The sequence below is a fragment of the Sphingobacterium sp. UBA865 genome (assembly GCF_002295765.1).
Lineage (GTDB): Bacteria > Bacteroidota > Bacteroidia > Sphingobacteriales > Sphingobacteriaceae > Sphingobacterium > Sphingobacterium multivorum.
The window spans coordinates 37248-50023 of the sequence record NZ_DBGB01000015.1 but is presented as its reverse complement, the minus strand read 5'-3'; the positions used below and the strand labels follow the sequence as shown (position 1 = coordinate 50023).

The 12776-nt window shown below is 39.6% G+C and carries 12 protein-coding genes; 3 read left to right on the top strand and 9 right to left on the bottom strand.

Features of this window, described 5'->3' with window-relative positions; genetic code table 11:
- Positions 1-84 precede the first annotated feature (84 nt).
- The 5 genes from B2O97_RS08340 to B2O97_RS08320 all read right to left on the bottom strand — a co-directional run bounded on the left by B2O97_RS08340 (position 85) and on the right by B2O97_RS08320 (position 7536).
- Complete coding sequence (locus B2O97_RS08340) at positions 85-567, bottom strand: hypothetical protein (protein ID WP_070567337.1); 483 nt, start codon at positions 565-567, stop codon at positions 85-87.
- 68 nt (positions 568-635) lie between these two features.
- Positions 636-2231, bottom strand: a complete 1596-nt coding sequence (locus B2O97_RS08335) for a SusD/RagB family nutrient-binding outer membrane lipoprotein (protein ID WP_286767246.1) — start codon at positions 2229-2231, stop codon at positions 636-638.
- Positions 2232-2243: 12 nt separating this feature from the next.
- Positions 2244-5501, bottom strand: coding sequence for a SusC/RagA family TonB-linked outer membrane protein (locus tag B2O97_RS08330; RefSeq protein ID WP_286767245.1), 3258 nt, complete (start codon positions 5499-5501; stop codon positions 2244-2246).
- A gap of 187 nt (positions 5502-5688) precedes the next feature.
- On the bottom strand, positions 5689-6789 hold the full coding sequence (locus tag B2O97_RS08325) for a FecR family protein (RefSeq protein WP_286767244.1): 1101 nt from the start codon (positions 6787-6789) through the stop codon (positions 5689-5691).
- A 189-nt stretch (positions 6790-6978) separates the two neighbouring features.
- On the bottom strand, positions 6979-7536 hold the full coding sequence (locus B2O97_RS08320; RefSeq protein WP_286767243.1) for an RNA polymerase sigma factor: 558 nt from the start codon (positions 7534-7536) through the stop codon (positions 6979-6981).
- A gap of 214 nt (positions 7537-7750) precedes the next feature.
- On the opposite strand from B2O97_RS08320, the gene B2O97_RS08315 reads away from it, so the two are divergent.
- The 3 genes from B2O97_RS08315 (at position 7751) to B2O97_RS08305 (ending at position 9078) form a co-directional block, all read left to right on the top strand.
- Positions 7751-8269 carry an NADPH-dependent FMN reductase gene (locus B2O97_RS08315; RefSeq protein WP_075991649.1) on the top strand — a complete coding sequence of 173 codons (519 nt, stop codon included), beginning with the start codon at positions 7751-7753 and terminating at the stop codon, positions 8267-8269.
- A gap of 82 nt (positions 8270-8351) precedes the next feature.
- Positions 8352-8573: a VF530 family DNA-binding protein gene (locus B2O97_RS08310; RefSeq protein WP_046674232.1), complete on the top strand. Its 222-nt coding sequence runs from the start codon at positions 8352-8354 to the stop codon at positions 8571-8573.
- A 55-nt stretch (positions 8574-8628) separates the two neighbouring features.
- Positions 8629-9078, top strand: a complete 450-nt coding sequence (locus B2O97_RS08305) for a KTSC domain-containing protein (protein ID WP_070567345.1) — start codon at positions 8629-8631, stop codon at positions 9076-9078.
- 128 nt (positions 9079-9206) lie between these two features.
- Here B2O97_RS08305 and B2O97_RS08300 read toward each other — a convergent pair whose 3' ends face one another.
- From B2O97_RS08300 to B2O97_RS08285, 4 genes are read right to left on the bottom strand one after another with little or no spacing between them, the layout of a single operon-like run.
- A complete protein-coding gene (locus tag B2O97_RS08300; RefSeq protein WP_070567346.1) occupies positions 9207-10757 on the bottom strand; it encodes a hypothetical protein in 1551 nt (516 codons plus the stop codon).
- A complete protein-coding gene (locus B2O97_RS08295; protein ID WP_070567348.1) occupies positions 10742-10993 on the bottom strand; it encodes a hypothetical protein in 252 nt (83 codons plus the stop codon). The genes B2O97_RS08300 and B2O97_RS08295 overlap by 16 nt, the downstream gene beginning before the upstream one ends.
- A gap of 48 nt (positions 10994-11041) precedes the next feature.
- Entirely contained in the window at positions 11042-12010 is a 969-nt protein-coding gene (locus B2O97_RS08290; protein WP_070567350.1) for a FecR family protein, read from the bottom strand.
- Positions 12007-12540 carry an RNA polymerase sigma-70 factor gene (locus B2O97_RS08285; protein WP_070567352.1) on the bottom strand — a complete coding sequence of 178 codons (534 nt, stop codon included), beginning with the start codon at positions 12538-12540 and terminating at the stop codon, positions 12007-12009. Before B2O97_RS08285 ends, B2O97_RS08290 begins: the two co-directional genes overlap by 4 nt.
- Positions 12541-12776 lie beyond the last annotated feature (236 nt).

Here is a 12776-nt window from a genome sequence, read left to right as displayed (position 1 = left end):
AAAAACACTCAAGAAATCTTGAGTGCCTGCATTAATAAAATAAACTTAAGAGGGATGTTAAAATTCCAGGTATAAGAATATTGATTATTTGACTTTTAAATAGGTTTCCACAATGGTATGTTTAACCCCCAATTCAGGTAAATTTTCCTCACCGGTTTGAATCAAGGTATCTCCTTTTAAAGTAAGTTTAAAATCAAACTTATTGCTTTCCCAATCCCGCATTGAACAATATTGTAGTCTTTCTTGATAGTTGACACCATCAAAAGAATAGGTACCGCCACCGGCTACAAATAGCGGTTCTTTCCCTTTACCTTTTTCCTTATCGTGGTTAAAGAAAGAAAAATGGTCATCATTGAACATTTTAAACATCTCTGTTTTACTGGTATCCGTAAAAACGGTCACCGTATCCTTCCCTTTAATTGTCTTGCTTTCAATAAGCTTATAGGTACCGGACAAAGAAGTTGATTTTACCGCATCAACTTCTTTTTTTTCAGTATTATTTTTACATGAAAAAACAAGACAGGAAGTCGCGATCGCAAACAGCAATTGATTTTTTAGGTTTATCATATTTTATAAAAGGTTTAAAGAGGCCAAACTACGAAAGTTCAGCCTCAATCAAAAACAAACCATTGTAATTATTTATCCCACCAAACTCGACCAGACAACTTGTCTCCGCCAGGTACTGCGGCCGAAGCTGCTCTGTAGTTTTCGCCATTGATAGCCGCTTCAGTAGAAGGATAAGGGAATCTTCTTGGAATAGTCCCCGACGTTGCATTGCCTGGATAATTCACAGGAGTTAACGCTGGATAGCCACTTCTACGCCAGTTGCTCCAAGTTTCATAAAAATCCATCATCGTTATCGTATGTGCCCAGTATTGGGTATTGATCTGTTTTAAGGCATCAGCAGCATTATACGGATTCGCAGCCAAATAAGTCTCAGCATCTGCATCACTTATTGCCAAGGAACCATCATACTGATTCAGATAGGTAATACTTGCCTTCACACCTTTTTTATAATGATCGCCTGCACTACCACCTATTCCCCAACGTTGGGCAGCCTCAGCCAACAGCAACTCGGATTCCCCATAGGTCAAAATAAATGTCGCACCGGTCCGCTTGATCATATTAGGATTGGGCGAAGAATATTCCGCAAAGGTCGTGTAACTTGGATCGCTACTGATGTTATACTGCGCATTTGAGCCCAAATCCTTACCGTTAGGCATCCCCTTTTGCTTGGTTGGGTCTGTGATAAAACTCCCGTTCTGTCCTTTATCCTTTTCCGATAAATACAGTTTTGTGACAGCTACCTTTTGTAACCTCGGATCATTATTGCTTTTTAGATAGTCAATAAATGTTTTAGACCATTTTACATAATAATTCTCTTGGCCACCATCGCCCAATAAAACCTGGCTATTTCTATTCTGAGTAACCCTAGATCCTGATTCATCATGTAAAATAAATGCATTGTCGGCATTGCTGTCCATTGTCTTACCCGCAGCCTTCTGTACATATTCCTTAGCTTTAGATTCGTCTACTTTAACCAAACGCATCGCTGTTCGTAAGAGCAGAGAATTGCCAAATTTACGCCATTTGGCAATATCACCTTTATAAATAACATCCCCAGTGACTTTATCACCATCATCCTTTAACGCTGCAGTAGCCGCTTCCAGTTCCTTCAGCAAATCAGTATAGATATCCTGCTGCTTGTCATACTTCGGTTTATAAACTTTGGTATAAAAACCCAGTCCCGCCTCCGAATAGGGAACATCGCCATACAAATCAGTTAAGCGTGCGAAAATTAAAGCTTTCCAAATACGGGCGACATTGTGGAGATTTGCATATTTTGGTTTGTCTTTTGTAAACTCAACCACATCCACAATATTACGAACCTGCTCAATATAGGCCCCAACTGTACCCGTCCCCCAATAAGCCGCGGTATAGCTTTCATTCAACATATATTTATCCCCTGCCCAATAACTCACTACGGTCGATAAACCTTGCATCATTGTGGAAGAATAAATCAGATTTCCACGCCATGTATCGTATGCAAAATCAAAACTTCCGGTGTAAAACAACTGTGCTGAGCTCAAAGTATAATTTGGATCCCAATTTTCCTTTCCGTAAGCAACTGGATCTGTATTTATCTTATCAAAATCTTTGGTACAGCTACTTTCCATAAATAATGTAGCCGCCATTAAACTAACAAATACCGGTTTAATATATCTTTTCATGATTGTTTGCAATTAGAATTTAACACTTAAATTAACACCGTAAGTACGCACTGCTGGAACACCGCCGAGTTCTAAACCCGGGAAAGTTGCATTATAGCTCGATTCTGGATCAATGTTATTTGTTTTCTTCATGATCGTCCAGAGATTGCGCGCTACAGCACTTACCGTAATTGACTTAACTTTGTTATTGAATAAGTTGGAAGGGAAAGTATACCCCATAACGACCTGTCTCAACTTTACAAAATCAGCGCTGTTTACAAAAATCTTGGATACATTATTTGCTGTATTGGTATAATAAGTAGAGGCCGTTCTACCCAAGCTTTCACGATCTGCCACAGTTTCCTGATGCAATCCAAAAATGTAACCGTAGTAGTCTGTTCCTGAGAAAAGCTTTCCACCCCATTTTCCATCAATCAAGAAAGAGAAATTAAACCTTTTGTAGTTAAATTCATTGTTCCAACCTGCAAACCATTTATTCATAGCTGAACCATAAGACTTTAACTCACCCCGGTCAGGAGAACCGTCAGCCAATTTTACGATCTCGCCATTGCTATCATACTTATAATCGAAAGCCATGATCTGAAAAGCAGGCATACCAACTTTATTCATTAAGTAACCTACACCCGAACGGGACGTTGCTACCGTCTGTTCGTCCATTCCTTCAGCCAATGAAATCACTTTATTGTCGTTGTAAGAACCATTCAATGAAGACACCCATTTAAAATCTTCGGTTTTAACAACAGTAGCAGAAATCAACGCTTCAAATCCCTTATTTTGCATCTTTCCGGCATTGAGTACGGCACCGGCGTACCCGCTTGCTGAAGGGGTTGTGATAAAAGAAATCTCATCTTTCGACTTCTTGTTATACCAGGTTAGATCCAAGTTTACACGATCATTAAAAAGACGCAACTCCGTTCCAATTTCCAACTCTGTTGCTGTAGAAGCTTTCAAGGAAGAGTTCGGGATATTCACATTGTTAATAACCCCTAACGGTTGACCGTTGAGTACCTCGCTTCTAAAATTATAGGTTAGCAAGGTTTGATAAGGATCTGTTGCCTGCCCTACCTGAGCAAAACCTGCCCTCAACTTTCCAAAACTCAACCACGATGGCTTTAGATATTCTGAAAAGATAAATGATCCCGAAACTGCTGGATAAACCGAGTTCAATTTATTATCCACTCCCGGAGTTGCTAGCGTAGAAAACCAGTCAGAGCGCAAACTACCTGTCAGATAGGCGACATCTTTATAAGCAAATTCTAAGGTACCGTAAGTAGACTGTGTCTCCGATTCGCTTTCGAGATACGCTACCGATTTATTTTTTGCATTCAAAATATTGTAAACACCGAATATCGCGAAGTCGGTACCCAAATTTGTCGTTTGTCTGATTTTAGTATTTCTGTAACTCGCTCCGAGATTAGGCGTCAGGGTGTAATCACCGAAAGTGAATGACTTACCAACCAAAACATCCGTATTAATATCCGCAAATTTGGTTTCTTGTTCAGCGATTTTACCATTTTCATAATAACCCGTACCAGAAGGCAATACATTTTTATAATGATCAGTATAGCCATCCCGTCCCGCTCTTCCTTGAACAAACAAACCGTTGCCCATCGTATATTTAGCCGTAACAGAGGCTATGGAGCGGTCACGATTGGTGTTATTGATAAACTCATTTGCAGCAAACCAAGGGTTGGTCGCATACACATTGCCTGAATTATAGAGTATCTCTTTTCCATTGCCATCCTTCCATGGCTTCAAATCATTGACATTAATGCTCGTTGGCAAAAACATAACGTTGTAATTGGCGTTTCCTGCACCGTCAGAAACCATTGGACGATTTTTGACCTGCTCCAAAATCATGTTGTAACGCGCATCAATCGTCAAACCTTTGAGTGGTTCAAAAAGTCCGACCAAATTAAACGACTGTCTTTTCAGTCCCGAATTTGGAACAACAGACCTGTTATTGACATCTGTTCCCGACAGACGGATAGATCCGCCATCAAATGATTTATTTAATGCCAGCGTATTTGTCCATGTTGAACCCGTACGATAAAACCTATCTAAATTCCCTTTTTGTAATGAATATGGTCTTGATACACCGTCAAATTGGACTACGGGAGAACCGTCCAATTTAGCTCCCCAGCTCGATCCGCCCACTTGGGCCGCTCCTGCTTGGGTTGTTGGCTTCTCACCGTTCGCCCCCTGACCATACACTGTTTGCCAATTGGTGTTGTCAATGATCTGCTCGGCAACAAGGTTACTATTGAAATCGATCGAATTACCTTTACCTGATTTTGTCGTAATGAGGATAACACCAGCTTTCGCTCTTGAGCCATATAATGCTGATGCTGCCGCACCTTTTAGAACCGAAATACTTTCAATATCGTCTGGGTTGATATTGCCGATCGCATCACCAAGATCGGGTGCATTATCCCATTGGCTTCCTGAGTTTCCCTTGGAATTAGCATTTCCAATTCCTACTGGCTTACTTTCCATGGGAATACCATTGATTACGTATAATGGCTGATTTGTCTGGTTCAAACTCGATACCCCACGGATGGTCACATTGGACGCCGCTCCAGCCCCACCAGATGTAGAACTGATATCCAATCCGGCCACCTTTCCTACGAGTGAATTCATCACATTATTTTCACGGGCTGTGGTTAGTGATTCACCGGCAACCTGCGTAACAGAATACCCCAACGAGCGTTTCTCTTTCTTCATACCCAATGCCGTCACAACAACCTCATTGAGCATCCGATTATCTTCCAATAAAACAATTTTCAGATCCCCCTCTTTGGTGACGGCGACTTCTTGCGAAGTATAACCTGCGAAAGAAATAATCAAGGTGTTTCCAGTTGCCGCATCGATCGTAAAACGTCCATTGATATCTGTTGCCCGCCCCACCGCGGTTCCCTTAACACGTACCGTGGCACCAGCTAAGGGATTGCCTTTATCGTCCGTGACGACACCTGCGACAGCTACCTGCTGTTGTTGACTGACAACCACAAGACCTTCCTTAGAAACGGAGTAAACCAATCCACTTTTATTGAAAAGCTTAGCCAATACATCCAATACCTTGGTATTATTCGCATTGACTGACACTTCTTTATTTAAATTTTCGTTCGTCGAATTATAGACAAAGTAATAATCACTTTGCTCTTCGATCATTTTAAGTACCTTGCTCAGTTTTGTTTTTTGGACATCCAAGGAGACTTTTTGTTGGGAAAATACATTTGCCGAAACATTCATAACAGCACACGTAGTCATAATTAAGGCTAGTTTCATCCGGATAATGAATCTAAAATGCACAATATATCCATTGCGCATTTGCAATAAGCAATTTTTAATCATATTTTAGTGTTGGTTAAAATTAATATTAAGCAGCACGCCCCAATGTTGCTGCTTTTGGTTAATCATTTTTTCAATGAAGGATGGTGTTGGTCCACCATCCTTTTTACTTTTCTGATATAGTTATTTTTTTCCCATAAACATTAAATTTAAAAGGTTCAACTTCCTGTAAAGCACTTAATACCTGAACAATACCTTCCTTGCTGAAGGTTGCCGTAAAGCGATATTGTTTTAATTGATCATTTTGGATTTGTATATCCACATCATACCAACGTTCCAGTGTTCTACGAAGTGATTCAAAATCTTGGTCCACGATTTCTAATCTATTTTCACGCCACGCAATGTCTGGTATTTCAGCTGTATTGGATTCTATTGTAGGGATATTCTCTATGGCAATTTCCTTAATCGGTAATTTGCTCGCGTTTGGTTTATTGGTTTTATGAGCGATTGCCACTTCAGTTTGATTCTTAAAGATCGTGATTTTTTGATTCGGTTTTATGACAACAGAATTTTCACGCTGCCCTTTGCTCGTCATCTCAATAGAACCCTCCACTAGCAATGCTTCTGCTGTAGGTTCATCAGAATAACTCTTTACATTGAATGTTGTCCCCAGTACCTTGATATCAAAATCAGCTGCCTGTACCACAAAAGGTTTCTCCTTATTCTTTGCTACCTGAAAAAAGCCTTCACCAGCAAGCCGCACCACACGCAATTCCTGATTGAAATCTGCGGACAACTCTAATTTACTCGCAGAATTTAGCGTTACTGTACTTCCATCACTTAATTCGAAGGTCTTTTTCTCCCCATTTTTTGTTTGATACACTTGGCCGATTGCGCTTATTGGCAATGAGGAATCAACTTTACCGGGTTGAGCATAATACCAAACTCCGCCCGATACCAATGCAACAAGTACAGCGGCAATGGCTGCCCATTTGGGCCAGTTAAACCGAAAGGATGCCTGATGCTCCACTGGAACATTCTGCAGATCTGTCTTCAATTTTTCCAATTGCTCATTCACAGGTCGACGATTGCCAACCAAGAGTTGATAGAGGCGTTTGGCTTTCAGAATCGTCTCCGCTTGTTCTGGATGGTTCAGGCTATATTGTTGCCAGTACAGAATACAGTTTTTATCTTCTCCCGAACAATACTTTTGAAAAGTATCGTCAATCAAAAAATCTTCTAACTGTTTATAATCTTTTTGGCTCATTCTTTTGGGTATTTACTCTATAGTGCCCAAAAGACGTTCTTTTGCCTAAAGAAAATTTAAAATATTTTATAAAACACTGAAATTCAAATTTTTTTTTTAAATAAAGAATACAAGAATAGCATTCTGTAATAGTTTTCAGCGCATGCTAAACGATTATTGGATCTGCAAAGGAACCACAACAGGTTAAACTTAGATATCTTTTAATTCCTCCCTCAGAATCTTTAAAGCATCATAAAGTGTATTGTAGGCAGTTTTCACGGACATCTGCGTAGTTTCAGCTATTTTTTCATAGGAATAGCCCTCAAAAAACTTCAGATTCACCAGCTGTTTCTGACGAAAAGACAACTTATCCAACGCCTCCTTCAAACGGATCTGTATAATTTCATTCGTCTGTACTTTGATGACAAACTCCTCATAAGGCATCTCCACCCAATCATCTTCAGCTTTTACATTTTGAAGGGCTGTATTTATTTTATGTTGTTTCTCCAGTAGACGCAGAATACGTCTTTTTAAAAAAGTAATGAGATAGGACTGTACATTTTCTACCCGATCTAGATGTTCTCTTTTTTCCCAAATTTTAACAAATACCTGATCGGTTGCTTCACTTGCCAAGTCACTGTCGCCACAAGTGCGTATTCCAAAATTGACAAGCTCTTGATAGAGCGCCGCGTATAGATCAAAGAAAGCCGTCTCGTCTCCTGTACGAATACGTTCCCACAATAAGCGGTACCCCATTTTATTTCTCATAATAAAGCATATAATCCGAAAAAAGCTAATATAAGTCCTCAGTTCCAAAAGTATAAACTTAATCGGTAAAAGGAGAAAGAAACGAAAAATTACATTGAAGCGAAGAACAAAGTAAATCGTTTGAATTGAATATTGTAATTTAGTTCCTTCATTAAGGATATAAAAAGTAAAAACACAACAGCAGTATACAGCCGTTGACTAGATTTAAACTCACATGAAAACTATTTTTGCCATTGTAGGTAGCGCCAGTGCACATTCATCCAATCATCATATTGTAAGTCACCTCCAACAGGAGATTAGTGCCAATATCCATTTCACGCTATTTGACCGTCTTAAAGAACTGCCTCATTTTGATCCTGAAGAAAGCCAGACCCATCCACCAATCGAAATTATTGCACTTCGTCAGGTAATCAACGATGCCGATTTGGTATTGATCAGTAGCCCTGAATATATTTTCAGTGTACCCAGTGGATTAAAAAATCTACTTGAATGGTGCGCCGCAACCACGGTTTTCACCGATAAACCCGTTAGTATCATTACCGCTGCTGCGCAAGGCGAAACAGCGCATATCGAACTACAACGTATCCTGCAGGGACTGGGCGCTCAAATTGATGAAAAACGAAATCTGCTGATACAAGGAGTCAAAGGGAAACTGGATGCCACTGGGGCAATTTGGGACGAACAGCTCAATTTAGAACTAGAAAAGCTGGCAACACAACTTAAAGAAGATTAATACACACTAGGTTCAGCTCCATTTTCATCCAAACCATAAAAATTAGCGCAATCCATAATTTGAAGATTATTATCTTTACGACATGCAAGAACAAATTAATAATCCATTACACGGAAAAAGACTCGACACCATTATTGAATATTTAGTGGAGTATTATGGCTGGGAAGAGTTGGGACAACGCATATCCATCCGTTGCTTCAATGAAAATCCGAGTGTCAAATCATCCCTAACTTTCTTAAGGAAAACACCTTGGGCAAGAGAGAAGGTCGAGCAACTCTATGTAAAAACCTTGTTGAAGAAATAAGAAAATTTCTTATTTCATAGCGAATAATCTGATTATTAAGCATATCTTTGCCGCCATGAAAAAAATTGCCGACTACCGGAAGTTACTTAATGTAGATAAATCTGTGGATCTTAAAACCCTAAAATCTACTTACCGGACAATCATGAAAGAATGTCATCCCGATAAATTTGTCAATGATGAAGAAGGTCGTTTGGCTGCAGAGCAAAAAAGTGTTGAAATGATCGAAGCATACCATTTTCTGGTAAGCATTTGTCCGGAAACATTAGAGCAACAGTTACCAATCTACACGGAGACAATTACCAATTCTGGTATTCAGGATATTGACTGGAAAGGACAAATATTGACAGTCACTTTTCACGATGGTAGTCAATATGAATATTTTGGTGTTCAGCGGAATGACTATATTAAATTTGTCAACGCAGATTCTTTAGGTCGATTTGCCCGCAGACACATCTTCCATTCTTATCCTTACCGTAATGTATTAAAGACTGCGACAGTCGCTTAAACACTGTTCTCCAATCAGCTATACAAAGATAAACGCCCGCTATCAAATTGATATTGGGCGTTTACGTAAAATGTTAAATGTTTAAAAGCTATCTATAGAACAACACTATTAACAAATAGTTTTCAGTTTTATAATTTTAACATCAGCCCTGCCATTCCACCGCCATAAAATGTATTTCGTGTTCGGTCTCTTCGCCAAGCTTTCCATACCGTACTACCGCCAGAAATTGTATTTTCATCTCGCTCCGCATAGTTCAAACTGGGAGCAACAAATATAGATATACGGTCACTTAATTTAAAGGCTGGAATTATCCGCAGCGAGGACTGATGGTTATCCAGCATTTTAAATTTCTCGGTCAAAAGATTACGCGCTGTTATTTCAGTGCGGAGACTGAATTTAGACCCATTGAGCACTACAGCTCCTAACCCAGCTTCAAAGGCATATTTATCAGGTCGATTACCTTCAAGTGCCACATTGATCGATAATAGGCTATAAAGTACACGACCACCTGAACGAAATTGCAGTCCGAGGTAGCTATCTTCATTAATTGCTATTGAAAGACTTTTCTCGCCATTTTTAATAAAATTGAGCAGACCAATGGGATAATCGCTGCTATCCGCGATATTGACGATACCGGCCAATTGAATTCCTTTTACTTTTTTTGCTTTATTGGCGAGGCCTGCAATTTGATTTCCAACAGTCGATTCGCTATGATTAAGTATACTGGCAAGCTGTACCGTTCCAGAAGCATCTTTCGTCAAATTTACAACTCCGGCAATCTGAACTCCTCTCACCGTATCTGCTTTGTTGAAAACACCCGCTATTTGTAGACCTTTTACTTGCCCGACAACATGGTTTCCCACACCAGCGATCTGTACCCCACTTACATTTCCACCTACGCCATTAAAAACACCTGCCATTTGCAAACCTTTCATTTCTCCGAAAACACGGTTTCCTACACCGGCGAGCTGCACCCCACGCACATTTCCGCCCACCGCATTGAACACCCCAGCCATCTGCATACCCTGCATATCATATTGATTCATATTAAATACGCCACCGAGCTCCATACCTTTTACGCCCGCCGTAGATCCACCAATGATATTGATGGAAAATTTATTCACAATTTGCGAGCGTATAAAACCATGCGTACTTAATCCCGGTGTCATCGAAATTTGGTAAGGACTATACAAAAACATTCCACCTAAATTCATACTTTGGATCTTCTGGGCAGGCGAGAGAAACACCCGTCCCCAAAACGATCGATAAAGACCATGATCTTCTTCATAACCCTCAAAATAGCCATAATCACGCGTTTTCTTATCTCCAATTTTCGCTTCTATCGGAAAAATCACCATAACACTGGTATCCCGAAAAGCCTCCTTACTCACATTCACAGCAATGAGATTACTCCTTTTCTTTACATCTAGTTCAAAGTAGCCGTTTTGATCCGTCAATGTAGACAGTAAAGCATTTCGATCAAAGATACTCGCATTGGAAATCGGGCGGTTGGTTCGAATATTCTTGATATAACCTGTTATAACCACTTTATTCTTAGTGGGTGTTTGTACTTCAAAATCTACCGACATCCGTTGTGGTGTATATTGAATGATAATATGTCTGCCCAGTTCTTTAAAAGAATATTCCTTTCCCAAAATCCCATCTAGATAATCGTACAAATTTCCTTTAAAAGGCTTGGTATGAATAACACTGTCTGTAGGATATTTCCATTGAAGGAGAACAATACATCTTCCTTCTCTTTCAAAAGCTGAAAGATTTCACCTACTGTGGTCTCCGCAAAAACAGGCATCTGAATCTCTACAGCAAGCTTTTGCTGTGCTCGTCCCGAATGGAACGAACACAGCATTAAAATGAAGAGGTAAAGCTCTATCCTTTTTATAAAAAATAGTATCATGTTGTTTTTATATACAATTTTGTTCCGAAAATATATCTATTTGTTGGCTCATCTCGTCAGATGAATCTCCCTATCTTTCACATGGACTTTTAATCCAAATGTGCTAGAAATGACTTTCAAAATTTCAGTTAAACTATTTTGTTCGAATTTTGCTGTCAATAACAATTTCTGATCAGGAGAATGATCTATAATAATCGTATAGTCATAAGCTTGATTGAGCACCTCGACAACACGTTTCAATGGGGTATTCTGAAAATCAAACACACGATCAACATAGTATTTATAAAACTGATCTTTGACAGGTTCCTTTCCTACTTTTATCGTATCCCTGTCCCGGATCGTAATCATTTGTTGTGGCCGCAAAAAGACTTCCTTATTTGCATACCCCACTTTGACCAATCCTGTAGCAACAATAACTTCCGTCGCATCGGGTATCCGTCGCACATTAAAACTTGTGCCCAATACCGTGATTTTGGTTTTACCCGTTTCAATGACAAAGGGGTGCTTTTTATCCTTGTGAACCTGGAAAAACACTTCCCCTCTTTCCAGGGTCACGTTTCTATTTTTATTGGTCCAACGACTTGAATAAGCCAGCGATGTATTTTTATTTAGTGTAACAACCGAGCCATCAGGAAGGGAATCTTGGCGCACTTGATCCCTGCTCGAAAGAAACATTTCTTCACGATGCGACTGATCAAATACATAGAATCCTACTGCACAGAGTATCAAGATACTCGCGGCGAGCCACCAGCTCCATTGCTTCACAGGAGTCATTTTTTGGGGTAACGACGCAGCTTCTGACGCTCTTTTATCTCGTACCACTTTGAAGTCAGCCCAAGCCTTATCCACATCCACATCAGGAACATCTAGGGGTTTCGGCAAACTATCCCAGATTTTTTTCATTTTTATGTATTCCTCCTTATTGTTGGCATCTTCTTCCAACCAATTTTTTATCATGGTATTCTCTACCTCGTTGGTCTCACCAACGATATATTTTTCTAACAGTTCCTTATTCATAGCCTATAGATAAGAAAGCAAATAATCAATGTTAAATAATCCACAAGTTCAATACGCAAATGTCGCAGCGCCTTACTCATATGTCCCTCAACAGTCTTTATCGACAGATCCAAGGTTACTGCGATATCCTTATACTTCATTTCCTGAAAACGGCTTAACTCAAAAACCGTCCGACTTTTTTCGGGTAATTCCGCCAAGGCAATCTGGAGCCTTTCGTCCAAATCCCGTGTACTTTCATCAACTGCAGGCGCAAAATCCTGTTTATGCTGCTCATGTGATTGATATTTTAGCTTTCGTTGCTCCTTTTTTAGCACATTCATACTTTCATTATAAATAGCCCGATATAAATAAGCTTTTAATGAAGTATGTATCTGCTCCTCCCAATCGCGTTCCCAAAGCCGCAAAAACACCTGTTGCACAACCTCTTCCGCCACATCACTATCACCTAGATATCGATAGGCATAACGATGTAACTCCTTGTAATGTGTGCGAAAAAGCTGCTCAAAATTCTTTTCTTTATTTTCCGACATTGATCAATTCTATTGTTTAAATAATCCGCTCTATTAGTAAGACATCCTAATAGACTGTTACCCTTACAAATTTTTCATTTTTTTATCAGCTTCAATGACCTGAATCAGGTGATCGCAAATCCCTAAGTCGAACCTATTCTGAAATCTTTTCATATCAATACGACAACAAGCACAGTCCATTTCCCATCTGAAAAATGGGATTCACCCGAGAAGAAGTATAGAAAAGCTATTGTTAT

Coding starts and splice junctions, on each gene's coding strand:
- B2O97_RS08340 (WP_070567337.1), bottom strand. CDS start 567: ATGATAAACCTAAAAAATCAATTGCTGTTTGCGATCGCGACTTCCTGT.
- B2O97_RS08335 (WP_286767246.1), bottom strand. CDS start 2,231: ATGAAAAGATATATTAAACCGGTATTTGTTAGTTTAATGGCGGCTACA.
- B2O97_RS08330 (WP_286767245.1), bottom strand. CDS start 5,501: ATGACTACGTGTGCTGTTATGAATGTTTCGGCAAATGTATTTTCCCAA.
- B2O97_RS08325 (WP_286767244.1), bottom strand. CDS start 6,789: ATGAGCCAAAAAGATTATAAACAGTTAGAAGATTTTTTGATTGACGAT.
- B2O97_RS08320 (WP_286767243.1), bottom strand. CDS start 7,536: ATGAGAAATAAAATGGGGTACCGCTTATTGTGGGAACGTATTCGTACA.
- B2O97_RS08315 (WP_075991649.1), top strand. CDS start 7,751: ATGAAAACTATTTTTGCCATTGTAGGTAGCGCCAGTGCACATTCATCC.
- B2O97_RS08310 (WP_046674232.1), top strand. CDS start 8,352: ATGCAAGAACAAATTAATAATCCATTACACGGAAAAAGACTCGACACC.
- B2O97_RS08305 (WP_070567345.1), top strand. CDS start 8,629: ATGAAAAAAATTGCCGACTACCGGAAGTTACTTAATGTAGATAAATCT.
- B2O97_RS08295 (WP_070567348.1), bottom strand. CDS start 10,993: ATGATACTATTTTTTATAAAAAGGATAGAGCTTTACCTCTTCATTTTA.
- B2O97_RS08290 (WP_070567350.1), bottom strand. CDS start 12,010: ATGAATAAGGAACTGTTAGAAAAATATATCGTTGGTGAGACCAACGAG.
- B2O97_RS08285 (WP_070567352.1), bottom strand. CDS start 12,540: ATGTCGGAAAATAAAGAAAAGAATTTTGAGCAGCTTTTTCGCACACAT.